We start from the raw sequence: 24,198 nt of genomic DNA on the forward strand, positions 1-24,198 counted from the left end.
CATCCACCCCGATAAAAATGATCCATTGAGTTCACGTCCAGTCTAGGCACCAGCTTGAAGTGCCTCCACCTCTTTCAGGAGCCGCTCAATGGGTGCATTTGCCTCCAAAAAGGAAAAGAGATGCTTATACCGTAGCGTTCCCTGCCGATCAATCAAGAATTGCGCTGGTAAGGGTGCCCCCAATGCTTGCCCTGTTCCATACTTACGAAACAGGCGACATTGGGGATCCACCAGCAATGGCATCTTCAACCCCAAGTCTGCTGCCACTTGTTCACTTTGCCGTTGATCAGTACTCGTGACCACAAGTACTGCTGCCCCCTTACTCTGAAATGTTTCATAGTGTTCATTTAGCGCTTTGAGATGGGGGTAGCACAAGGGACAGTACTGGTGCTCTGTGAAAATGCGGGTAAACGCGAGTAGTAGGGGCTGCTCTTGCCACACTGCTGAAAGACGCACCTGGTTAGCCAACCCAACTGCAGGCAATTCACCGTCAGGAACCGCTTCTCCCTGTAGCAGTTGATTATGAGCAGGCACAGGCCATGCATTTTGCCAAAAGCGGTCATTAAAAAGGCCACTGAAGTTATTCGAGGTCAGGAAAGGTAACTGAATGGCCATAACTCTCTCTTGCTCTTAACTGCTCAGCCCCTAGGGAGATATTTTAATGGCTGTTGGCTCCAGAAATGTTGAAAGTAGATACATAACTTTATCTGCTACCCAATGGTTTTACGATCAAAACGGTTACCATTACCTGTAAGGCTGATGGATGGTATGTAACATGGGGTCACTGAGAAACCCATACTCTATGCGTCAGCATGAGTGCGGAAGTATGTCACGGTAAATGTACAGTCTTGATGCGCTTGTGCCCTATGCCCAATATTGCCACACCCTTAGCCGCCCTCAGGCAGCACCGCTGGTTTAAGCTCATTAACGGTGCCAGTTTTCAGGATGTGGCACAGGTGTATAATGTGACGCTGGCCTACAGCTTAGCGGGTGCCGACTGCATTGATGTGGCAGCGGATTCAGCGGTGATTCAGGCAGCGGTTGAAGCAGTGGAAACAGCCCAAAGGCTTGGGGGGGGCCGTCCGCTGATCATGGTGAGTATTAACGATGGCGCAGACCCCCACTTTCGCAAAGCCACCTTTGATCCGCGCCAATGCCCCACCGACTGTGAGCGGCCTTGTCAGCGAATTTGTCCTGCTGCTGCGATTTCGTTTACTGCCGATGTGCAAGGAATCCTGCGCGATCGCTGTTATGGCTGTGGGCGCTGTTTACCCCTGTGCCCCGCTGGCCTTATCCAGACCTACGAACAACCCGCTGCCTTTGCCAACATCACCCCCCTGATTCAGGCAGGCACCGTGCAAGCCCTTGAAATTCATACCCAGCCCCATCGCTACGATGCCTTTTACGCCCTGTGGCAGCAGGTACAGCCGTGGACAGGGTACCTGAAAGTACTAGCCATTAGCTGTCCCCAAGGGGAAGAGGTCATCAGCTATCTGCGGTGGCTCAGTGAGTTGATCCAGCCCCTGCAGTGTGAACTCATCTGGCAGGCGGATGGTCGCCCTATGAGTGGCGATATTGGCGATGGGGCAACCCGAGCCACCATTCAATTTGGCCAAGCCATTCTGGAGGCAAATTTACCCGGATTTGTCCAGCTTGCGGGCGGCACAAATGGGCATACGGTTGCTAAACTCAGGGCAATGGGGTTATTGCCGCCACGGGCAACAGCAAAGGCGATCGCCGGTGTCGCCTACGGCAGTTATGCCCGCAAGTGCTTGGCCGTGTTTCACACAATGGCCGATCAACCTTGGCAAACCGTTCCCGACATTCTCAATGCGGCGGTTGCCGCAGCGGCTGCTCTTGTCCACCCTCTCAAATCTGTCCCGTCGCCCCTTGCACCCTATGGTTGAATTGACTGCTGGACAACGTCAGGTTACCGATGATTTGGATCAACTACTGGCCATTTTGCCACCACCCTTGGGGTATTCCCTCACTGATCATCCCCAGCGCGAAGAACTCCTAGAAATTGTTTTAGACTTAGGGCGGCTGCCGGAAGCCCGGTTTATGCAAAGTACCCAGTACCTTGCCGAAACCCCTGTTAGCCGCGAGATGCTACAGTACGCCGTGGCTCGAGTGGGTGAGTTTAGCGGCGATAATCGCGCTGGCATTGAACGCACCCTGCACCGGATTAGCGCCCTGCGGAACCGTCAGGGCACCATCATTGGCCTCACCTGCCGCGTGGGTCGCGCTGTTTTTGGCACGATTGGCATGATTCGCGATCTGGTAGAAAGTGGCCAATCCATTTTGTTGCTGGGTCGCCCCGGTGTGGGTAAAACCACTGCCTTGCGGGAAATGGCGCGGGTCTTAGCGGATGATTTGCGTAAACGAGTGGTGATTATTGACACCTCCAACGAAATTGCTGGTGATGGCGATATTCCCCATCCAGCCATTGGTCGAGCGCGGCGGATGCAGGTGGCCCGCCCCGAACTCCAACACCAAGTGATGATTGAGGCGGTGGAAAACCACATGCCGCAGGTGATTGTCATTGATGAAATTGGCACCGAACTGGAAGCCTTGGCGGCCCGCACCATTGCTGAGCGAGGGGTGCAACTCATTGGCACCGCCCACGGCAACCAAATTGAAAATTTGATTAAAAATCCGACCCTGGCAGACTTGGTGGGGGGGATTCAATCCGTGACCCTTGGGGATGAGGAGGCACGGCGGCGGGGCACCCAAAAAAGTGTTCTTGAACGGAAAGCTCCTCCCACCTTTCAGATTGCAGTCGAAATGCTCGAGCGCGATCGCTGGGTTGTTCACCTCGATGTGGCCGAAAGTGTCGATCTGCTCCTGCGGGGGCGCGTACCCAGTCCTGAGTTACGCACCGTTGCCGAGAATGGCACTGTCGTTGTCACCCATCCGGCGCCGGAACCTAGTCCCCAACGTTCAGAGTGGCCACCTGCCAACGTCCGCAGTTCATGGCGCGACAGTGGCCAGATGCAACCCCTAGGAGAGCCGCTGCGCGATCGCGCCAACTTTGCCCAGCTTCTCGAAGCAACCCTAGATGCACCGACCGTTGGCCCCAACGGCGAGGAACTGCCCCTGCACATTTTTCCCTACGCGGTGAGCCGCCACCACCTCGAGCAAGCCATTCACACCCTGCATCTGCCGGTGGTGATTACGCGAGACATTGATCAAGCAGATGTAATTCTTACCCTGCGATCGCACCTAAAGGGGGAAAGTAAATTACGGCATCTGGCTCATATTCACCATTTGCCAGTCCATAGCATTAAAGCCAATAGCATGGCTCAAATTGTGCGGGGGCTGCGGCACCTATTAGGGATGGAAGACACCAGCCCAACGGACACAGCCGATCTATCCCTGTTTAGTCCTAGCGGCAGTAACGATGAACTCGAAGCCCTTGAGGAAGCGCGCCTTGCGGTCGAAGAAATTGTTCTGCCCAAAGGGCAGGCGGTCGAGCTACTGCCCCGCTCCGCCAATATTCGCCGGATGCAACACGAACTCATTGAGCACTATCAGTTAACCGCCTGTAGCTTCGGCGAAGAACCCAACCGGCGGCTACGCATTTATCCTAGCCGTCCCCATTAGCGGCTGAGTACCGTTATGGATGCCTAGAGGACGCATTCAGTAAGACGATATGTCCCGATGCGCCCTATCTCAGGCCATCCTCAGAGCAGGTGAACAGCAGGAACTACAACAACGACACGCGAATGTGTTACAAAACACAAAAAAAGCCAAGGGAGTCACCTTGGCCGGATGAAAATATCGTGTTTAGCAGTTAACTGCAACCAGGAGCTGCATTACTATTCCCTTCTATAACAGTGGAGGTGGTGATGCCACTGGCGACGGTGACACAGCCGGTCACCCCTGTGCCAGCGGGATCGGTGGCAGCTGTACTAGCGCTTGCAGAGTTTCCAGCATTAGCAGTGATCGTTGGTGTGCTGTAGCCGTCGGGGGTAGAAACGCCTAATTTTAACTGGGTAACATTAGAAGCAAACGTTGTACTCTCAAGACGGTAGGCTTGCTGGGCACGGTTAATGGCACCGATGGTATTTTTGGCACTAGAGAGACGGGCTTTGGCGGCTTGGTTCAGCATGGAGGGCAGCGCAATGGCAGCCAGAATACCAATGATGATAACTACCACGAGTAGCTCGATGAGGGTGAAGCCTTCGTCGGCTTTTTTCTTGGCGAGCAGGTGCTGGAGGAATTTAGCTTAAAGCTCAGTTTTCATAACAATGCAACTCCTTGAATTCGAGTGGGGCACGGCAGACTGCCTCTAGAGATCAACATACCCATGCCAAGGGGGTAAATTAACAGGGCATCTAAAAATTTTCCACGTTGACCCGTCGCAGGCGTGAATAGCGACGACCGACTCATCCCCGCTATGTACATGGATAGGGGGTTTCGCAAGATCAGTTAAACTGGGAATAATTGTTCGAACTCGTCAATGGCAGCCGCACATGAAGCACGGTCAACGCATTTCCCAGCGACTCAGTCAACTGGTTTTGGTGCTGGGCTTATCGTTAACCCCCACAAGCGTTGGGCTGGCGCAGTCGAGTAATAGCCAGACCGTGTCCTACAGCCAGTTTATTGCTGACCTCAAAGCTGGGGAGGTCAGCTCTGTCGAGCTGTACCAAGAGCAACGCCTAGCCAAGTTTCGGCGCAAGGATCAGCCAGAGAAGTCGCCCCCAAACGATGTCTTCCTCTTTGACCGCAATCCAGAATTGGTGGAACTCCTGCGGCAAGTCAGCCTCAAATATGGCACCCATGTGCGAGTTGTGCCCTCCGGTAGTGATAGCGTTGTGGTGGGGGTGATTTCTAATCTGTTGCTGGGGTTCTTCCTGCTCATTTTGTTTTTGATGATTATTCGCCGTGCCAATGGCGCTGGTGGCCCCGGTCAAATTTTGAATTTTGGCAAGTCGCGGGCACGCTTTCAGATGGAAGCTCAGACGGGTGTTACGTTTGATGATGTGGCTGGCATTGAAGAGGCTAAGGAAGAACTGCAAGAGGTCGTTACGTTCCTCAAAAGTGCCGAGAAGTTTACCTCTATTGGTGCGCGTATTCCCAAGGGGGTGCTGTTGATTGGGCCGCCGGGCACGGGTAAGACCCTTCTGGCCAAGGCGATCGCCGGTGAAGCCGCAGTGCCCTTCTTTTCTATTTCCGGTTCGGAATTTGTAGAAATGTTTGTCGGCGTTGGTGCCTCACGGGTGCGGGATCTGTTCAAAAAAGCCAAGGAGAATGCCCCTTGCTTGGTCTTTATTGATGAAATTGATGCCGTGGGTCGCCAGCGGGGAGCTGGCATTGGCGGTGGGAATGATGAGCGCGAGCAAACCCTCAACCAACTCCTGACAGAAATGGATGGGTTTGAAGGGAATACCGGCATTATTGTGATTGCAGCCACAAATCGCCCCGATGTCTTAGATGCAGCACTGCTGCGCCCCGGCCGATTTGACCGCCAAATTACCGTGGATCTGCCGAGCTACAAAGGCCGCCTACAAATTTTGCAAGTCCATGCCCGCGATAAAAAGATAGCAGCAGAGGTCTCCTTAGAGGCGATCGCCCGTCGTACCCCTGGGTTTTCTGGGGCAGAACTGGCGAACCTCCTCAACGAAGCTGCTATTCTCACGGCGCGTCGGCGCAAGAGTGCCATCTCAAACGCCGAAATTGACGATGCCATTGATCGAGTCACCATTGGCATGACCCTCGCCCCCCTACTCAATAGCAAAAAGAAATGGCTCATCGCCTATCACGAAGTGGGGCACGCACTGCTCATGACGCTGCTGAAGCACGCAGACCCCCTCAACAAAGTGACGATTATCCCCCGCTCTGGGGGAGTGGGGGGCTTTGCCCAACAGATCTTTGATGAAGAGCGAGTGGACAGCGGGCTTTATACCCGCGCTTGGCTCCTAGATGAGATCACTATTCTCTTGGGGGGGCGTGCTGCCGAAGTTGAAATTTTTGGCGATGCCGAGGTTACCATCGGTGCGAGTAGTGATCTGCGGGCGGTGGCTAATTTGGCGCGGGAAATGGTCACCCGTTACGGGATGTCTGATTTGGGGCACCTTGCCCTTGAAACCCCGGGCAATGAAGTCTTTTTAGGGCGGGATCTCATGCCGCGATCGGAGTATTCAGAGGCGGTGGCGGTGCAGATTGACCATCAAGTGCGCGAAATTGTAATGCACTGCTACGACATTGCCCGTAAGCTCATCCGCGAACATCGCGCGGCGATTGACAAACTCGTTGAACTGCTACTGGAAAAAGAAACGATTGATGGGGATGAGTTCCGAGCATTGGTGCGCCAATACACCCATTTACCGGTGAAAGAACCAGCGTGGAAAGCAATGGCTACGCCAGTATCTTTTGTCGCCAATGACGCACAACAGTCATAGCTTAGGAGCAACCCATGGCGGCAGGGGAGCGAGAGCAGGTACGGCACCTGTTAGTGCTCGAAGATACTGCGGGTCGTCGTCCTATTCTTCTGGAAGCAGCCACCTATTCCATTGGGCGCGACCCTACGAACTCCATTGTGCTGCACTCAAAGATGGTGTCACGGCAGCATGGCTTACTGTTGCGAGTCACCAGTCCCGAGAGTAATAGCTATCTTTTTCGGCTTATTGATGGCGATCTCCAAGGAAAGCGCAGCACCAACGGTATTTTAGTGAATGGTCAGCGTACGATCGCCCATGATTTGCGCAGCGGCGACATGATCGTCTTTGGTGGCGATGTGCGGGCACGCTACTTGACGCTGACCAACCTGACCAATGAAGAATTTAGCGACTTTTGCCAAAGTACAGATGTATTGGGGTTCCTATCGAAAACCACCAACCCGTTTGCCACCTTGGTCCCCCATGACCAAGCCAATATTGAAGAATTTAGTGAAGCTGCCCTTGTGCGCCTAGCTTCCTACCCGGAATTGACCCCCACCCCCATTTTAGAAGTGGATTTAGAGGGTACGGTGACGTATCTGAACCCAGCAGCAGTGATGCAGTTTGGGGATTTACAGCAGCGCAAACTGAGTCACCCCTTGCTCATTGGCTTGCCAGAGCTAGCGTGCTATATGCAGCAAACCCAAGAAAAAGTCCATGTGCGGGAAGTGGAATACCAGCAGCGTATCTATGAACAGTCCATTCACTATATCTACGAGAGTGAATTAATTCGCAGCTATGTGATGGATGTTACCGATCGCAAGCGAGCGGAGGAGCAGTTGCGCAACCAAGCCCGTCGCGAAGCAATTATTAACCGGATTATTCAAGCCATGCGGACGACCATGGTGGCGGCGGAAGTCTTGCAAATTACGGCTGATCTTTTACTGGAGGTTCTGGGTTCTAGTCTGTGTTTGATTACCCAATCTACAGTTGATAGTTCTACCTATGCTGCGCGTGCCCACCTGAACCCGCCCCCGTCACCGTTGGTTGCCCTGAACAGAGCAGTTATTGCCACCTATGAACCCGCCTTAATCACGGGTGAACAGATCATGTTGATCACGGGAAGTGGGGAGATTCCGGATCGCCTCCAAGAGCAGATCACTCACTGTAATGTCAATGCTCTGGTGGTCACCCCCTTAATTTATCTGGGGCAACTGTTGGGGCATATTACTCTGCTGGAGGTTGACAGCGAGGCGATTGAGCGCACCTCGATCTTTTGGGGCGATGGCCAAATGCTACAGCAAACTTTACCCAATGGCTGGACTCTTGATGATCTAAGTTTAGTGAAAACCATTGCCGATCAGTGTGCCCTAGCGATTCATCAAGCCCAGCTTTACCAGAGGGTGCAGGAACTGAATGCGGATCTCGAGCGGCAAGTGCGGGCGCGAACCGCAGAATTAGAGCAAAAAATGAAAGAGCTAGAGCGGCTCAATGCGCTCAAGGATGATTTTCTCAGTACCGTGTCTCACGAATTGCGCACCCCCATGGCCAATATGAAAATGGCAATTCACATGCTCAAACACACGCCCATGGACGAACGACAGCAGCGTTATCTGAATATCCTCAGCGAAGCAATTATTAACCGGATTATTCAAGCCATGCGGACGACCATGGTGGCGGCGGAAGTCTTGCAAATTACGGCTGATCTTTTACTGGAGGTTCTGGGTTCTAGTCTGTGTTTGATTACCCAATCTACAGTTGATAGTTCTACCTATGCTGCGCGTGCCCACCTGAACCCGCCCCCGTCACCGTTGGTTGCCCTGAACAGAGCAGTTATTGCCACCTATGAACCCGCCTTAATCACGGGTGAACAGATCATGTTGATCACGGGAAGTGGGGAGATTCCGGATCGCCTCCAAGAGCAGATCACTCACTGTAATGTCAATGCTCTGGTGGTCACCCCCTTAATTTATCTGGGGCAACTGTTGGGGCATATTACTCTGCTGGAGGTTGACAGCGAGGCGATTGAGCGCACCTCGATCTTTTGGGGCGATGGCCAAATGCTACAGCAAACTTTACCCAATGGCTGGACTCTTGATGATCTAAGTTTAGTGAAAACCATTGCCGATCAGTGTGCCCTAGCGATTCATCAAGCCCAGCTTTACCAGAGGGTGCAGGAACTGAATGCGGATCTCGAGCGGCAAGTGCGGGCGCGAACCGCAGAATTAGAGCAAAAAATGAAAGAGCTAGAGCGGCTCAATGCGCTCAAGGATGATTTTCTCAGTACCGTGTCTCACGAATTGCGCACCCCCATGGCCAATATGAAAATGGCAATTCACATGCTCAAACACACGCCCATGGACGAACGACAGCAGCGTTATCTGAATATCCTCAGCAATGAGTGTGCTCGTGAAACAGAGCTGATCAACGACCTGCTCGACCTTCAGCGCCTAGAAGCGGGGAACAGCCAAATTCAACAGGAGCTGATTGATCTCAATACATGGCTCCCCCTCATCCTTGAACCGTTTCATAACCGGATGCAGCAGCGGCAGCAGTGTTTGCGAATCGTCCAGCCCGCCTCGTTGCCGCCACTGCTCTCCAATCGCCACGCCTTGGAGCGCATTTTGGCAGAGCTACTGAACAATGCCTACAAGTACAGTCCGGCGGGTGGGCAAATTACGTTATCCTTGCTGCTGCTAGAGGGCGATCGTCTGCAAATTCAAGTCAGCAACCCCTCTGAAATTCCCAGTAGCGAACTGCCGCGCATTTTTGAAAAGTTTTACCGCATCCCCAACGCCGACCCATGGCAGCAGGGGGGAACCGGCCTAGGCTTGGCCTTGACCCAAAAACTGGTGCAGCAATTACGGGGAGAGGTTAGTGTCACCAGTACTGCGGGTTACACCACCTTTACCCTTATTTTCCCCATTGCTAAAACTGCTGAGAGTTGATCCCCACCCCTAATGATAAAATAGGGTGCTAACATTTTCAGGGTGCCATGACCCTTTCGCGAGTCGCTTTAAGTAACCTACAGCGGGAGTTAGAGCAGTTATTAGCGCGCTTGGACAGCCAACCCCACGGCGATCTCATTTACCAAGCCCTGCAAATATTTACGAATATTGCTGACGAGGAACTCGAACGGCTGGATTGGAAAATACTCCGTTCGTGCTTGCGGGATATGCACCAAGCGCTGCGGGTGTTTGCCCCCTATCGCCACACCCGCAAAATTTCAATTTTTGGCTCCGCCCGTACAGTGGATACCGCACCGGTCTATCACATGGCGGTCAAGTTTGCCCAAGCAGCCAGTGCTGCCGGATTTATGATTATCACTGGTGCAGGGGGCGGCATCATGGAGGCGGGCAATAAAGGCGCTGGTCCAGAGAAGTCCTTTGGCCTCAACATTGAATTGCCCTTCGAGCAGGGAGCTAACCCCTACATCGAAGGCGACCCCCGCTTGATTCACTTTAAGTATTTCTTTACCCGCAAGGTATTTCTGATCAAGGAAACGGACGCGATCGCCGTCTTTCCGGGGGGCTTTGGCACCCAAGATGAAGCCTTTGAGTGTCTCACCCTCTGCCAAACGGGCAAAGCCCCGCCAACCCCGCTCGTGTTGATGGATGTGCCGGAAGGCACCTACTGGAAACGTTGGGATCAACTGGTGCAAGAGGAGTTTTGTGGCGCGGGTCTCATTAGTAACGAAGACCGCGAACTATATCGTATCTGCACCAATGTTGAGGAGGGGTTAGAGTATTTAAGCGGGTTTTATCGGGTGTATCACTCCTGCCGCTACGTGGGCGATCGCCTCGTGTTGCGCCTCAACCAAGACATTAGTGATGCGGCCTTGGCAGACCTTAATCGCGATTTTGCCGATATTCTTCTCTCCGGTCGCATTGAGCGCACTGCACCGCTACCGCGCGAAATAGAAGACGAACAGCCCACCAACCGCCCCCAGTTGACCCACACCCTACATCTGCCTCGCCTGATCCTGCACTTTAACCAGCGGGACTACGGTCGGTTGTATCAACTGATTTATCGCCTCAATGGCTTGGCAACCGCCACAGCCACCTACCATCCCGAACGCAAGTAGGGCTGGACTGTATTGAATTGATACTAGAGATTGACCATCACCGATTGACAGCATACCCATGATTGAACGTTACACCCTTGCCCCGATGGGGTACCTTTGGACGGATGCCTATAAATTCAAAACGTGGCTCGATGTGGAACTAGCCGTTTGTGAAGCTCAGGCAGAACTAGGGTATATCCCTGCGGAGGCGTTGGCAGATATTAAAGCAAAGGCCGCCTTTGACCCGCAACGAGTGCTGGAAATCGAGGCCGAAGTCAAGCACGATGTGATTGCCTTTCTCACCAATGTCAACGAGTTTGTCGGTGATGCTGGGCGCTATATTCACCTTGGCTTGACCAGTTCCGATGTGCTAGATACCGGCTTGGCGTTGCAGTTAGTGGCGAGCTTGACCCTGCTTCAGGAACAATTAGAGCATCTTATCCAAGCCGTGCGCCATCGTGCCCAAGAACACCGCTATACCGTTATGGTAGGGCGCAGTCACGGCATTCATGCCGAACCCATTACCTTCGGCTTTAAGCTCGCTGGCTGGTTGGCCGAACTCCTGCGCCATCGCGATCGCCTCTGTCAGCTCCAGCGCACCATTGCAGTCGGTAAAATTTCTGGCGCAGTGGGCACCTACGCCAATATTGACCCACAGGTCGAAGCGATCGCCTGCCAAAAACTAGGATTACACCCCGATACTGCTTCTACTCAAGTGATCTCGCGCGATCGCCACGCTGACTATGCCCAAACGCTTGCCCTTTTGGGTGCTACACTTGAGCGCTTTGCGGTTGAAATTCGCAACCTCCAGCGCACCGATGTCCTCGAAGTCGAGGAATTCTTCTCTAAAGGGCAAAAAGGCTCCTCCGCCATGCCCCACAAACGCAACCCCATTCGTTCCGAGCGGGTCACCGGTCTCGCACGAGTGCTGCGCGGCAACGCCATGGCTGCCCTCGAAAACGTTGCCCTTTGGCATGAGCGGGATATTTCCCACAGTGCCGTAGAGCGGGTCATCCTCCCTGATAGCTCAATTCTATGCCACTTTATGCTGGTCGAGATGACGGACTTAGTGCAACACCTCCAAGTCTATCCCGAGAATATGCGCCGCAATATGAACTGCTACGGCGGCGTAATCTTTAGTCAGCGGGTGTTACTGGCACTGGTGGAAAAAGGCCTGAGCCGCGAAGCCGCCTATGCCCTAGTCCAAAAACACGCCCATGCCGCTTGGAACCGCACCGATGGTGACTTTGCCGCTAATCTCAGAGGCGATCCCGAGGTGATGCAGTACCTGAGCACCACTGAGTTAGAGGCGTGTTTTAACCCCGATCACCACCTCAAGCACCTCGAAGACATTTACCAGCGGCTGAGCATTTGAACCAACACCAGCCAGTGCAGCTCCTCAGCCTCACCCTCAATGTCTTATGCATTTTTATTCCAATTGTTCAGTAGCAATAGGAAAAAATGATCAACTCAGTGACTGCGAGAACCAACGCTGCTGTATTTTTATACCCATACATACTAATAATAATCAAGGAACAATTCTATAAATTTCGCTTAGCTTAACCCAATCTTTACGAAGCTCCTGTAGGATTCCCGTAGCTTCCTTTGCGAGTTGCGATGATATTGCCTCTCCCTCAGAGTAGCCCTATGGAAGCTGACGTACTGACGCATCTGTCTGTTGTTCTTACTTGCGATCGCGCTTATGATTTTCAAAACGTCTAAACCTCGATTTCTAACTCTGCTTTCAACGCTGCTGCTAGCAGGTACCGTTGCCGCTTGTGGTGACGCTGGCACCAATGGCCCCCGGGGAACTGGAGAAGTCATCAACATTAGTGGTGCAGGGGCAACCTTTCCGGCACCACTGTACCAAAACTGGTTTACCACCTATGCTCAACAGGTCAACCCTGATGTGCAAGTCAGCTATCAGTCGGTTGGCAGTGGCGCGGGTCTTGAGCAGTTCATTAATGGCACCGTTGATTTCGGTGCGTCCGACGCCCCGTTCTCGGGTGCCCGCCTCCAAGCATTCCGTGAAAAATACAATACCGATCCCATTCAAGTGCCCATGGCGGGTGGGGCAGTGGTTCTTGCTTACAATTTACCCGGGGTTGACGAATTGCGCGTGTCCCGAGAAGTGCTTTGCGGCATTGTTGAAGGTAAAATTACCCGCTGGAATGATCCTAAAATCGCGGCGGACAACCCCAACGCCACACTCCCTGACAAAGCCATTACCTTTGCTCACCGCTCCGATGGCAGTGGCACCACCTTTATCTTTGTGAACCACGTCAACGCTGTTTGTCCGGCTTGGCCTGCTGGGGTAGGCACCTCCGTTGACTGGCCCACCGGGGTGGGTGGCCAAGGGAACGAAGGCGTTGCTGCTCAGATTCAGCAAAACGAAGGTACGATTGGCTACGTTGAATATGCCTACGCCAAGCTCAATGACCTGCCGCGAGCGCTGCTGCAAAACAAATCTGGTAATTTCATCTACCCCTCACCCGAAGCCGCATCTAAAGCCTTTGAAGGGATAGAGATTCCTGAAGATTTTGGTTTGCTAGTCCCCGATCCTGAAAACCCAGAAGCCTTTCCCATTGCTGGTTTGACTTGGATTATGGTGTACCCTGAATACAGCGATGCTAAGAAATGGGACGCCCTCAAAGGGGTGATGCTGTGGGCGTTGACGGACGGTAAAGCCATCGCTGAGCAGCTGAGCTATGTGCCCATGCCCGAGGACATTGTGGCACGAGCCAAAACGGTTTTAGAGCGTGTAAAAACCAAGTAACCCTGATTCTGTGTGGGGGGATACCGTCTTCCCCCCACAAGCCATTGCCCGGGATGAACATATTCCGATGCTTTTGCTAAAACCGTCTAACTTTAGGACAGCGCCATGACTCTTCTGGATACTGAGCCAATCGCCATCGAAGCTAAAAAAAACGCCCGCTACTACCTCGATCAAGCATTTTACTACACCACCCTAATCTTTGCCCTTACCATTGCGGTGGCCTTGGGGTGGATTATTTTGCAGATTGGGATAACAGCCTTTCCGGCGATTGAAAAGTTCGGGCTAGGTTTTTTGACCAGCACCACCTGGGATCCAGTTCGCAATATCTACGGAGTGCTGCCGCAAATTTACGGCACAATTGTCAGTGCCCTCATTGCCCTACTGGTAGCGGTGCCCCTTGGGTTGGGGATTGCAGTTTTCCTCAGTGAGGACTTTTTACCCACCTTTGTGAGTATTCCTATTGCCTTCGCCATTGAGTTGCTGGCCGCGATTCCCAGTGTGGTTATTGGTCTGTGGGGGATCTTTGTGCTGATTCCTTTTTTAAGACCGTTTTATGGCTTTTTGTACACCTATCTGGGGTGGATTCCTCTATTTGGCAGCAGCCCACGGGGGAATAGTATCCTGACGTTGGGGTTAGTGCTAGCCTTCATGATTTTGCCGCTGATTACCTCTATTTCTAGGGGAACGTTGGTGTCGCTGCCGCCGCACCTACGTCAAGGAGCCATGGCACTGGGGGCAACCCGCTGGGAAACGATTTTGCGGGTACTGATTCCAGCGGGTTTCTCGGGAATTGTTGGCTCAGTGATGCTGGCGCTGGGACGAGCCATGGGAGAAACAATGGCAGCAGCTATGCTTGTGGGGAATGCGAACCGCATTAACATCTCTCTTTTAGAACCCGGTTCGACCATTGCATCCCTGATTGCATCCCAATTTGGTGAAGCAGGGCGAGAGCAAGTGTCTGCCCTTCTCTACGCTGGTTTGGTGCTGATGATTTTGACGCTTATGGTCAATATCTTGGCCGAAATCATTATTCAGAAATTCCAAAATGTTGAGCGATAGGTAGCAAAAAATGACGGGTTTAAGCCAGCCAAATACGCCAGAGTCCGATACTGTTCAGCTTGCAAAAGTCTGGACATCGATGCGTAACCTTTTTGGGTTATTCATGACCAGCTTGACAGGTCTGTTTGCTGTCATTGCGGTGATTCCCCTTGCTGCAATTATTATCAATGTCGCTGCTCAAGGACTACCGCTCATTAATTTTGATCTGTTTACTAAACTACCCCCACCTCCTGGATTAAGTGGCGGCGGCTTAGGTAATGCGATCGTGGGTACCCTGATTGTGCTGGCGATCGCCGTTGTCATCAGTGTCCCCATTGGCGTCTTGGGAGCCGTGTGGCTCTCGGAATTTGGCCGCGGCACCAAAATCGCCTATTGGGTACGGTTTTCCGCCAACGTGCTGAGTGGCGTTCCGGCCATTATTGCGGGGCTATTTTCCTATACGATTATTGTGATGACGATGGGAAGCTTCAGTGCATTTGCAGGCGGCGTTGCCTTGGCAGTGGTGATGTTACCTATTGTGATGCGCACGGCTGAAGAAGGTCTGGTATTGGTTCCTGAGGACGTCCGCTTAGCTGCTTTTGGCCTAGGCGCCACGCGTTTTGAGGTAGTTAGCCGTGTTGTGTTGCCTGCCGCCTTGCCCTCTATTGCAACAGCGGTGACCTTAGCCGTTGCCCGTGCGGGTGGTGAGGCTGCCCCCTTACTCTTTACGGCATTGAACAACAACTTTTGGTCAACGGATTTGTTCCGCCCCATTGCCACTTTGTCGGTGCAAGTCTATTTCTTTGCCATCATCCCCTACAAACCCCAACAGGATTTAGCTTGGGCAGGTGCCCTAGTGCTTTTGGCCATTATCCTTTTTGTCAGCATCACCTCTCGGGTACTTACCCGCAAGCGAGTCTATTAGGAGTTGCTTTTGATGATGTTGTTTGTAGTCAGTTAGTCAGTTACTAAGGTAGTTTTCCCATGGACAGTCATTCTACGATTCCTCAGCCTACAACAATTTTTTCAGTTGCCAATGCTTCGATTTTTTATGGCTCTTTCAAAGCGGTACGAGATGTGACTTTGGATATTTATGCCAACCAAGTCACTGCCCTCATTGGCCCGTCTGGCTGTGGGAAAAGTACGCTACTGCGTTGCTTTAATCGCATGAACGATCTGGTTCCTGGTGCCCGTGTCGAGGGCAAGATTACCTATCACAATAAAGATCTTTACGAAAAAACAGTTGATCCAGTTGAAGTGCGGCGGCGGGTTGGCATGGTGTTTCAAAAGCCGAACCCATTCCCGAAATCTATCTACGATAATGTGGTTTTTGGCGCACGGGTCAATAAGTATAAAGGAGACCTAGACGAGCTTGTAGAAACGTCTCTGCGCCAAGCGGCGTTGTGGGATGAAGTCAAGGACAAACTCAAGGAAAGTGGTCTATCGCTCTCCGGCGGGCAACAACAGCGGCTGTGTATTGCCCGGACGATCGCCACCCGCCCAGAGGTAATTCTCATGGATGAACCTTGCTCTGCGCTTGACCCCATCTCCACCCTCAAAGTGGAGGAGCTGATTCACGAATTAAAACAGAACTATACCATTGTGATTGTTACCCACAATATGCAGCAGGCAACTCGGGTGAGCGATCGCACCGCCTTTTTCAATGCTGAGGCCACTGCTAAGGGGAATCGAGTAGGCTACCTTGTGGAGTGTGATGCCACCAGCGTCATCTTTAACAGTCCGAAAGAGCAAGCAACGATGGACTATGTGAGTGGGCGCTTTGGTTGATGTGCAACCAACTGCGCAAGAATGCTGCGCCAAGCGTGCTATAGTAATAAGTCCGAGGGCGAGTGGCGAAATGGTAGACGCACTACACTCAAAATGTAGCGGGGTTTCCCCATGTCAGTTCGAGTCTGACCTCGCCCATACAGTTTATACGCCTTGCTGCTTAACCACTCCCTCTGCGGCAGCCTGATCTAGGAACCATGTACACTGCCCCTCGATCAGCATGGCTGGATAGGTGTGCGGGTCACCAGTGCGGCTAAGGATGTGACGAAGGGCGGTTTGTTTATTCGCTCCAGTCACCAGAAAGAGGATGTACCGCGCTTGGTTAATAAACGGTACGGTCAAGGTTAGGCGCGGTTGCCCATCCTTATCCCCCACGGTAACAAGGCGATCGCGTACCTGCAACGCGGCAGTGTGTGGAAACAAGGAAGCCGTATGGCCATCCGGCCCCATCCCTAAAAGGATGAGATCTAACGAGGGAATGGTGCCCGTTGCAGGAGCCAACACCTGCTGTAAGGTTGCTTCATAGCGATCAGCCGCCACGGCTGGGTCTGGCTCATCCGTTGGCATCGGGTGAATATTTGCGGTTGGAATGTCAATGTGCTTAAGCCACGTGGCCATGGCCATACCCGCATTACTGTCGGGGTGATCGTGGGGGACGTAGCGTTCATCGCCCCAAAAGATTTGCCATTGCGCCCAAGGGGTGTTCGCCTTGGCCAATCCTTCATACAGGGGTTTGGGGGTGTTACCTCCCGCTAGGGCAATTGTGAAGCACCCCCGCTTGCTAATTGCTGCTGCCGCCTGCTCAAGAACAGTATCAATTGCGGCAGCGGTGAGTGCCTGTAAGGTGGGGAAGATCTGAATGCGTGGTGTGTTCATAAACCATGGGGGGACTAGGGTAAATCGGGGCGGATAACGCCATCCTCAGCAGTACCAAGGACGGGACTAGAGAAGGGATCGGCATTGCCCTGCCAGTTAAACCCATTGATGCGGAAGAGAATGGCGGCAATTTGGCGATCAAGGTTATAGCGTACCACCACCCCATAGGTGCGGCGGCTATACTCCACTAGAATATCCGTATTAAAGACAGCACCGGTATCAACGTTAATTTGCATTTGTGCCCCTGCTCGCACCGGCCCGTACAGTTGTTGCAACAGACCCACATTGACAACGCTAAAGTCAGCAATCCGATCAAACAGGTAGGGGGACGACTGATCATTAAAGGTCTGCGTAAACCCCAGATCGAAGCTAGTGTAGTCAAACCAGTTGCGAGACAAGTGGCCAAACTGTCCCCGAAACCCGGCGCCCGTGATCAGGGCGGGCTGGGTACTGCCGTTGGTATAGTAGTTGGCCACGCCACCAACGTTTGTGTAGAACTGCAAAAAGGGCTGTACAGGGCGAGGGGTGTAGCGCAATCCTTCGGTTTGGGTGGGGGGCAAGGGCGTCCCCTGCCAGAGGGGGGTAACCCAATTCAGGTTAGCTCCTGCTTGCAGCCGACCGAGGGTGGGTTCTGGGGGTAAGGAGGCCAAATCACTGGCGGCAGTGACATACTGGCCACCAAGAAGATAGCTGAGGGTGAGACCATGGCCCAAGGGAATACCGGGGGAGGTAAACGTGCCGCCAAAACTACTTTTGACTTCCTGCTCGCCCAGGGAGCCGTTGAAAATGCGTTGGCGATAAATCGCCGAAACATTAAAAAGATTTTGGCTGTTGATGCTGTGGCGTAGTTGGGCGATCGCCCGCGAGGTGCGAGGCCAGTCAGCAGGGTCTAGGGTCGTTAAAAACCCATAGCCACGGATACGGGTTTGGGGACTAAACCGATGGCTGAGTTCCATGGCCGCTCCATAGCTATTGGCACGGGTAAGGGCAAAATTATTACTGAGAATGCGCTGCAGATAGATAGAGGGCAACAGCGTCAGCGTGGTGTTGCGGGTATTAATGGCGGCGTAACGGTAGATTAAGAACACCCCGCCGCGATCCTGCTCATCATAGCCAAATTCTAGGGGTAAAATTTCGTAGGGACGGCCAACCACAAATTGTCGTAGGACAATGGGTAAGGCCACTCGTTGATCAAACACCACCCGGCCTCGTCGTAGAGTTAAGAGTGTTTCGTCGGGGTTGATGGGTTGTGCGGTGGCCTCCTGTGCCCGCACTTCTAATTCTGGTGGACTAAAGGGATCGTTAGTAACGCGGAGATTCGTGGCGTACCAACGGCGACCATCAAATTCCAGCCGATCGGCTTCAAAGCGCAACCGATCTAGCGCATCGGTGACCTCTGCTTGGAGAGTCCGTCGTTCACTGTCACTAAACCCAGGCAAGTTGGATGGGTCAGCGCTGCGGCTGATGTCTAAATCTTGATTGACGCGGGCGGCATTGACAACGCCACTGGCATTAGTTATCAGCCCTTGATCAAGTTGCAAATTATACTCGAGGCGATCGCCCCGCAGCACCTGATCGCCCCGCGTAATTGTGACATTACCTTCCGCTACTAAAATTTGCGACGTCAGGTCGGTTTGAATGCGATCGGCACTTAGCTCGGCTTGCCGAAAACGCAATAAAACATTGCCAATGGCACTAAAGAGACGACGCAGCAGATCAAATTCTTGGCGATCGGCGGTAACCTCAAGGGGTTGATCTCGGACAACGGCAGTATCTGCATCGGCCTCGGCTAAACGTAATGGCGCAGTGAAATCCGCAGTTGGGTTGACCGTTGGTGGAACGGAGACGCTCAGGTCTGGAACAACCGGCGCCCCGAGCAGATCTGCTTGAGCTACCCCAGTGACCTCCGTAATATCCGCCGGTTGATTGAGTAACGGGGGGGGAAGACTTGCAAATACTGGCAGCCAAAACAAGGGTCAAGATTCCTCATGGTTACTGCCTTGATACGTTACCCGATGTTCCCCCCTTTGGCGAGGGTTACTCTAGATCTTTGCGTTTGGGATTACGGGCAGGATCCCCAGACAGGAAGCCAAAGACAAAGAGCAAGACAAAGAACGTGACCACGATATAAACAGTGATTTTGAGGGTTTCCATGGCGCAGATATTTCTCGAAGCGTCAACTTTTGATCATACGGGATTGCGGAACCGCTTTTGCACAAACCCCCTGAAGCGGCGCCAGTTCGCTTTCACAGAAAACCTCCGAGAAGCCCCGCACCTTCAGGTCGGGGAGGGACAGGAGCGGCAATTGAGAGGGGTTCAATACCCCCGAAATTGCCAGGTTTAGTACGCTTGTTTTTCATAGTCACGGGTGAGAATATAAAAGGATGAAACAAACTCTGACACTAGTTTGCAAACTTGCAACCACACCCGAACAAAATGCCAAGATTGAGGCATTGCTTCAGGCGTTTGCTGCTGCTTGCAACTATGCCAATGAGCGAGTCAAACCCAAAATAACCAGCAAAACAACGATTCAGTCGTTGGTCTATAACGACCTGCGAGAACAGTTTGGGTTGAGTGCTAATCAGGCAGTCAGGGTTTGTGCCAGGGTTGGGGCGAATCGAAAAACAGCCAAAGTGAAGGGCAAACCTGTCAAAGCGTTTCGTCCAACTTCGGCAGACTACGATGCTCGAATCTTCTCTTTTCGGGAGAAGGATTGGACAGTCAGCCTGACCCTGCTGGGATGTAGAGAACACATCAAACTGGAAATAGGACACTACCAGCGCTGCAAGCTGAAGGGGTGTAAACCCACTTCGGCTCAACTGTGCAAGCACAGAGATGGAGGATACTACATCCACATTCAACTGAGCGACGAAGCTCCTGAACCCATTCGGTCGGACAAGGGGATTGGCGTTGATTTCGGTCGGCGTGAAATCGCTAAAACTAGTACCGATCAAGGTTGGGATGCTAAGCAGTTGAATCAAGTCCGAGATCATTTCGCCAAAGTGAGAGCATCGCTCCAGCAAAAAGCCTCGAAGGGCACACGGTCGAGTCGGCGTAGATGCCGACAAGTCCTGCAACGGCTGTCGGGGAGGGAGAGACGCTTTCAGCGATGGCTCAATCATTCCATCAGTGCATCCATCATTCGTGAAGCAAAACAACTCCATGCCATTGTTGCTATCGAGGATTTGACAGGCATTCGAGATAGAATCAACCAGCAACCGAGAAACACGACCGAGCGGAGACGGTCTAACAGTTGGGCGTTCTATCAGTTGCGACAATTCTTGGAATACAAGGGTATCAAGGAAGGAGTTGAGGTGGTTGCTGTACCACCTGCCTATACCAGTCAAACCTGCCATTGTTGCTTGCATATTGGGTTGAGAACTGAAAAAAAGTTCAAGTGTGGGCATTGCGGATGGATTGGTGATGCAGACCTAAATGGAGCAATCAATATTGCGCTTTTGGGGCAGTCCGTAACGCTGCCTGGAGGCTCCTGGCTGGCTTGCGAGATAGCCGGAGGGCTACAGAAAGCCTCGCCCTTCTAGGGCGGGGAAGTTTACAACGTTCCTCTGGGCAATCCTGTGCAACACAATGAGACTTAAAAAGGCGTAGGCAAGCCAAAAATTTCGTAACAAAGCGCTTCGCTACTGGATGGACGGGCAAGGCAAACGCACGGCTGACCTCAACAAATACTGCCGAGTTTTAGCCAAAGAGTATCCTTGGGCGAAAACGCTCAACTCGCTGACACGACAAGCGATGGCAGAACGAGCGTGGTCAGCGATTTCTCGCTTCTATAACAACTGCAAGCAAAAAGTCAAGGGCAAAAAGGGATTCCCGCGCTTTAAGTCGGCATGGTTGCCGATGGCATGACCGCCGCCGAAATTCTAGGTGCCTACCCTGATCTTGAGCCGGAGGATATCCAAGAAGCTTTGAGATACGCAGCCGAATCCGCTCGGGAACGAGAATTACCCCGACGCACCCCATGAAGGTTTTGTCAATCTTGGAATTGCTGCGTATAGAGACGGGCATAATAGCGACCTGCCGCTAACAACTCCGCATGGGTTCACGACTCCACAATTTGGCCATTTTGCAACACCAAAATCCGATCGGCTCGTCGCACCGTCGCTAACCGGTGGGCAATAATAAACACCATGCAATCGCGCATCAACCGTTCCAGCGCCTCCTGCACCAACGCCTCCGACTCCGAATCCAACGCCGACGTGGCCTCATCCAAAATCAAAATGCGCGCATTCAACAACACCGCCCGCGCGATCGCTCTACTTGGTTTCCCGTCTAGCAAATTAACCAGAGCTGAGCCGTTCAAGGGGGGTAATCGTGGGGTCAACCACCTTTTGACCCCGTCCTGGAAAGCGAATTGCAAGAGACACCCTGCGACCCATGTTAAAAATATGACTGACTTCCCCGGTACCGTAAAGCGGATGAATAAGGCGATCGCCCACTCGCCATTGCTGGGAACGCTGGGAGGTGATTTTACCTAGGCGACGACGTAAGGCCGCCCCGGTAAGGAGTTCCGGCGGTAGTTCACTCAGGAACTGAGAGGGAATGGCATCCTCACTTCTGCCGTAGAGGCGACGGCTTTGGGCAAAAGTAAGGAAAAGTTGCTCTTGGGCGCGGGTAATCCCCACATAGCAGAGGCGACGCTCTTCTTCGAGGGTGAGGGGATCGTTGAGGCTACGGTAGTTAGGGAACAGCCCTTGCTCTAGTCCCACTAAAAACACAACCGGAAACTCTAACCCTTTGGCAGCATGCAACGTCATTAAGGAAACCACCCCAGAACCTTCGTCAACAGTATCGAGATCTGAGGCTAAGGCTGCACTGTTGAGAAACTCGCTCAGGGTTGCGCCATCGTTTTCTTCGCTGAACTGCTGTGCCGCGTTCACTAGCTCAGCTAAATTTTGCAAACGCTCAAGGCTTTCATCGGTGCCGTCATTCTCAAGTTCGCGGCGGTAGCCCGTCTCCTCGATGACGGCTTTAACCAAGTCCGGTAGGCTAATGTCATCCACAAGGGATTGTAATTTTTGCACTAAGTTAACGAACTGTTGCAGGGCACGACTGGCTCGCCCCGCCAAGGGCATCATTGACTCTGGATCGCAAATGAGTTGCCACAGGGGTAACCGTAGGGTTTGGGCTGCATTTCCTAGGCGATCAAGGGTTGTTTTGCCAATGCCGCGCTTGGGCACATTAATAATTCGCCGCAGGCTCACGCTATCGTGGGGGTTTTGCAGCAAGCGGAGGTAGGCCAAAAGATCCTTAATTTCTTTGCGATCGTAAAACTTTAAGCCGCCGACTACGGTGTAGGGAATATTAGCGCGGACAAGAACATCCTCAAAGGGGCGGGATTGGGCATTAGTGCGGTACAAAATGGCAAAGCGCCCCCACGCTGGCTCGAGGCGATCGCCACTGAGGGCTTTAATTTTTTCGGCGACAAAATATGCTTCCTCGGTTTCCGTTGCAGTGCACTCACAGTGAATGGGGGGGCCCGCAGGTTTGGTGGGGCGTAGCACTTTATCAATCCGTTCGCTATTGTGCTCAATCAGGTAGTTGGCCGCCTCTAGGATATTGGCCACCGAGCGATAATTTTCCTCCAACTTAATCATGGTGCGGCTGTCATCGTCCGCCAAACCATCACCAAAATCCCGCTGGAAGTTCATCAAAATTGTGAAATCAGCACATCGGAACGAGTAAATGGACTGATCCACATCCCCCACCACAAAGATGGAGCGCTCCTGCCAGCCTTGGAACTGCTGGGGAGGGGTACCATTGGTGGCTAAAAGGCGAATGAGATCATACTGGGTCCGATTGGTATCTTGGTACTCATCCACTAAAATGTGCTGAAATTGCTGATGCCAGTGCTCTAAGACACGGGGTTGCTGCTGAAATAGATGCACCGTCAGCAAAATTAAATCGTCAAAATCTAAGGCATTGTGACGGGCAAGCGCCGCCTCGTAACGGCGATAGACTTCAGCCGCGATGCGAGTTGCTGGCGATCGCGTCTCGTTCTCTAGTTGATCCGGCGTTAAGCCGCGGTTTTTGGCATTGCTAATTTTGTAGCGAATCCCCCGTGGATCGTTTTTTCGCTCGTCTAAATTTAACTCACTGATCACAATTTCCTTGATCAAACTTTGGACATCCGATTCATCGAAAATTGTGAAGTTGCGAGTCCAGCGGTAGCCTTGGGGATGCGTGTAGGTTTCCACGTCATGTCGCAGGAGGCGGGCACAAAGGCTATGGAAGGTGCCAATCCAAAGCGGTTTAGTATAGGTGTGATAGACCTGCGATCGCACCCGTTTTTGCTCTAGGGGCGACAGGTCAAGCCAATCTCGCTGGCACAACTGATAGGCTATCTGTTGGGCAAAAAGCTGCTCAAGCCGTTCCTTCATTTCCCGAGCAGCTTTATTTGTAAAGGTCACCGCAAGAATATTGGCAGGATCAACTTGATGCTGTTGAATTAAATGGGCAATACGGTAGGTCAGCGTCCGGGTTTTGCCAGATCCTGCCCCCGCCACTACCAGCATTGGGCCGCAGTAGTGTTGTACCGCTCGCTTTTGGCAGGGGTTCAGACCGGCTAGGAAATCGCTCATGGGCTGCTGGGTTATTGCTCAAGTCTCTATCATAGTTCCTTTGTCCTCGCCGTAGCCGAGGCGGTAGTGTAAATAGACCTCATCCCCGACGGGCACTGCACTCACCAAGGTCATGGTGGGAGATGTGCACTCCTTTAGCGGCATTAAGCTGGGGGCACTGGATCCAAGCATTAGGGGGCAGACCGTCAGCCACAGTTCATCAATGGCTTGCACTTGCAGCAGAGACGCAAAAAGATGCCCTCCCCCGAGTACGGCTAGGCGCTGGATCCCCACCGTTGCAATTTGCCCTAAAACCCAAGACCAATCCCAGTGGGGGCGATCGGCACACCAACAGTAATCGAAGGCGCTAGACCCCTGCCAGCGCGCTTGACCTGTTTCTGTTGTTACTAATGCCCGTGGAATCGGCTGCTGAAAGAAGGGGAGTGCCAAGTCGAGGTCACCACTGGCAGAGCAAACGATTTGCAGCGGTTGCGGCGGCTTACCCGCCCTGAGGCGTTGCTGAATTAAGCTGGGGGACTGTAAGCGCATGGCAGTTCCCCCCAAGCGCAGGGTGGTTGCCCCAAACAAGACCGCATCTGCTTGGGCAACGTGTTCTTCTAAGTGCTGAAAATCGTATGCTGACGCGATGCGATCGCCTTGGGCACTAGCACTTGCCAACTTGCCATCCAAACTTACAGC

General features: G+C 52.8%; 19 protein-coding genes, 1 tRNA gene and 2 pseudogenes. 14 read left to right on the forward strand and 8 right to left on the reverse strand.

What is annotated here, in order from left to right; genetic code table 11:
• Positions 1 to 42 precede the first annotated feature (42 nt).
• Entirely contained in the window at positions 43 to 615 is a 573-nt protein-coding gene (locus tag BRW62_RS08195) for a peroxiredoxin family protein (protein WP_099799032.1), read from the reverse strand.
• Positions 616 to 866: 251 nt separating this feature from the next.
• Here BRW62_RS08195 and ldpA point away from each other — a divergent pair, with 251 nt between their 5' ends.
• Positions 867 to 1,907, forward strand: a complete 1,041-nt coding sequence (gene ldpA, locus BRW62_RS08200; RefSeq protein ID WP_099799033.1) for a circadian clock protein LdpA — start codon at positions 867 to 869, stop codon at positions 1,905 to 1,907.
• On the forward strand, positions 1,900 to 3,603 hold the full coding sequence (locus BRW62_RS08205; RefSeq protein ID WP_099799034.1) for a R3H domain-containing nucleic acid-binding protein: 1,704 nt from the start codon (positions 1,900 to 1,902) through the stop codon (positions 3,601 to 3,603). The genes ldpA and BRW62_RS08205 overlap by 8 nt, the downstream gene beginning before the upstream one ends.
• Before the next feature lie 190 nt (positions 3,604 to 3,793).
• Here BRW62_RS08205 and BRW62_RS08210 read toward each other — a convergent pair whose 3' ends face one another.
• Complete coding sequence (locus BRW62_RS08210) at positions 3,794 to 4,210, reverse strand: type IV pilin-like G/H family protein (protein ID WP_227517666.1); 417 nt, start codon at positions 4,208 to 4,210, stop codon at positions 3,794 to 3,796.
• A gap of 265 nt (positions 4,211 to 4,475) precedes the next feature.
• On the opposite strand from BRW62_RS08210, the gene ftsH reads away from it, so the two are divergent.
• From ftsH to BRW62_RS08255, 9 genes are all read left to right on the forward strand, one after another.
• Positions 4,476 to 6,404 (forward strand): ATP-dependent zinc metalloprotease FtsH, encoded by a 1,929-nt coding sequence (gene ftsH, locus BRW62_RS08215; protein WP_099799035.1) that lies wholly within the window; start codon positions 4,476 to 4,478, stop codon positions 6,402 to 6,404.
• 14 nt (positions 6,405 to 6,418) lie between these two features.
• Entirely contained in the window at positions 6,419 to 9,328 is a 2,910-nt protein-coding gene (locus BRW62_RS08220; RefSeq protein WP_099799036.1) for a histidine kinase dimerization/phospho-acceptor domain-containing protein, read from the forward strand.
• A gap of 47 nt (positions 9,329 to 9,375) precedes the next feature.
• Complete coding sequence (locus tag BRW62_RS08225) at positions 9,376 to 10,464, forward strand: LOG family protein (protein ID WP_099799037.1); 1,089 nt, start codon at positions 9,376 to 9,378, stop codon at positions 10,462 to 10,464.
• Positions 10,465 to 10,522: 58 nt separating this feature from the next.
• Complete coding sequence (purB, locus tag BRW62_RS08230; protein WP_099799038.1) at positions 10,523 to 11,818, forward strand: adenylosuccinate lyase; 1,296 nt, start codon at positions 10,523 to 10,525, stop codon at positions 11,816 to 11,818.
• 327 nt (positions 11,819 to 12,145) lie between these two features.
• Positions 12,146 to 13,219 carry a phosphate ABC transporter substrate-binding protein PstS gene (gene pstS / locus BRW62_RS08235; protein ID WP_099799039.1) on the forward strand — a complete coding sequence of 358 codons (1,074 nt, stop codon included), beginning with the start codon at positions 12,146 to 12,148 and terminating at the stop codon, positions 13,217 to 13,219.
• A 105-nt stretch (positions 13,220 to 13,324) separates the two neighbouring features.
• Entirely contained in the window at positions 13,325 to 14,278 is a 954-nt protein-coding gene (pstC, locus tag BRW62_RS08240) for a phosphate ABC transporter permease subunit PstC (protein WP_099799040.1), read from the forward strand.
• Between the two features lie 10 nt (positions 14,279 to 14,288).
• The gene (pstA, locus tag BRW62_RS08245; RefSeq protein WP_198405955.1) at positions 14,289 to 15,182 is read left to right on the forward strand and encodes a phosphate ABC transporter permease PstA; all 894 of its coding nucleotides are present in this window, start codon (positions 14,289 to 14,291) and stop codon (positions 15,180 to 15,182) included.
• Positions 15,183 to 15,241: 59 nt separating this feature from the next.
• Complete coding sequence (gene pstB / locus BRW62_RS08250; protein ID WP_099799042.1) at positions 15,242 to 16,045, forward strand: phosphate ABC transporter ATP-binding protein PstB; 804 nt, start codon at positions 15,242 to 15,244, stop codon at positions 16,043 to 16,045.
• 56 nt (positions 16,046 to 16,101) lie between these two features.
• A tRNA-Leu gene (locus tag BRW62_RS08255) sits at positions 16,102 to 16,183 on the forward strand.
• A 6-nt stretch (positions 16,184 to 16,189) separates the two neighbouring features.
• Here BRW62_RS08255 and pgl read toward each other — a convergent pair.
• From pgl to BRW62_RS08270, 3 genes are all read right to left on the reverse strand, one after another.
• The gene (pgl, locus tag BRW62_RS08260) at positions 16,190 to 16,921 is read right to left on the reverse strand and encodes a 6-phosphogluconolactonase (protein WP_099799043.1); all 732 of its coding nucleotides are present in this window, start codon (positions 16,919 to 16,921) and stop codon (positions 16,190 to 16,192) included.
• 14 nt (positions 16,922 to 16,935) lie between these two features.
• Positions 16,936 to 18,894, reverse strand: coding sequence for a DUF3769 domain-containing protein (locus BRW62_RS08265; protein ID WP_227517320.1), 1,959 nt, complete (start codon positions 18,892 to 18,894; stop codon positions 16,936 to 16,938).
• Between the two features lie 64 nt (positions 18,895 to 18,958).
• Entirely contained in the window at positions 18,959 to 19,075 is a 117-nt protein-coding gene (locus tag BRW62_RS08270; RefSeq protein WP_011056917.1) for a photosystem II reaction center protein I, read from the reverse strand.
• A gap of 230 nt (positions 19,076 to 19,305) precedes the next feature.
• Here BRW62_RS08270 and BRW62_RS08280 point away from each other — a divergent pair, with 230 nt between their 5' ends.
• The 3 genes and pseudogenes from BRW62_RS08280 to BRW62_RS15230 all read left to right on the forward strand — a co-directional run bounded on the left by BRW62_RS08280 (position 19,306) and on the right by BRW62_RS15230 (position 20,904).
• On the forward strand, positions 19,306 to 20,463 hold the full coding sequence (locus tag BRW62_RS08280) for an RNA-guided endonuclease InsQ/TnpB family protein (RefSeq protein ID WP_099799045.1): 1,158 nt from the start codon (positions 19,306 to 19,308) through the stop codon (positions 20,461 to 20,463).
• Between the two features lie 70 nt (positions 20,464 to 20,533).
• Positions 20,534 to 20,764, forward strand: a pseudogene (locus BRW62_RS08285) (RNA-guided endonuclease TnpB family protein); the annotation flags it as partial.
• A gap of 20 nt (positions 20,765 to 20,784) precedes the next feature.
• On the forward strand, positions 20,785 to 20,904 hold the full coding sequence (locus tag BRW62_RS15230) for a DUF433 domain-containing protein (RefSeq protein ID WP_227517668.1): 120 nt from the start codon (positions 20,785 to 20,787) through the stop codon (positions 20,902 to 20,904).
• Between the two features lie 8 nt (positions 20,905 to 20,912).
• Here BRW62_RS15230 and BRW62_RS15235 read toward each other — a convergent pair.
• From BRW62_RS15235 to BRW62_RS08305, 3 genes and pseudogenes are all read right to left on the reverse strand, one after another.
• Positions 20,913 to 21,287, reverse strand: a pseudogene (locus BRW62_RS15235) (ABC transporter ATP-binding protein); the annotation flags it as partial.
• On the reverse strand, positions 21,220 to 23,520 hold the full coding sequence (locus BRW62_RS08300; protein WP_099799047.1) for a UvrD-helicase domain-containing protein: 2,301 nt from the start codon (positions 23,518 to 23,520) through the stop codon (positions 21,220 to 21,222). The gene BRW62_RS08300 and the pseudogene BRW62_RS15235, both read right to left, overlap by 68 nt.
• Positions 23,521 to 23,538: 18 nt before the next feature.
• On the reverse strand, positions 23,539 to 24,177 hold the full coding sequence (locus BRW62_RS08305) for a RibD family protein (RefSeq protein ID WP_198405957.1): 639 nt from the start codon (positions 24,175 to 24,177) through the stop codon (positions 23,539 to 23,541).
• Positions 24,178 to 24,198 lie beyond the last annotated feature (21 nt).

It is taken from the genome of Thermostichus lividus PCC 6715, assembly GCF_002754935.1.
GTDB lineage: Bacteria > Cyanobacteriota > Cyanobacteriia > Thermosynechococcales > Thermosynechococcaceae > Thermosynechococcus > Thermosynechococcus lividus.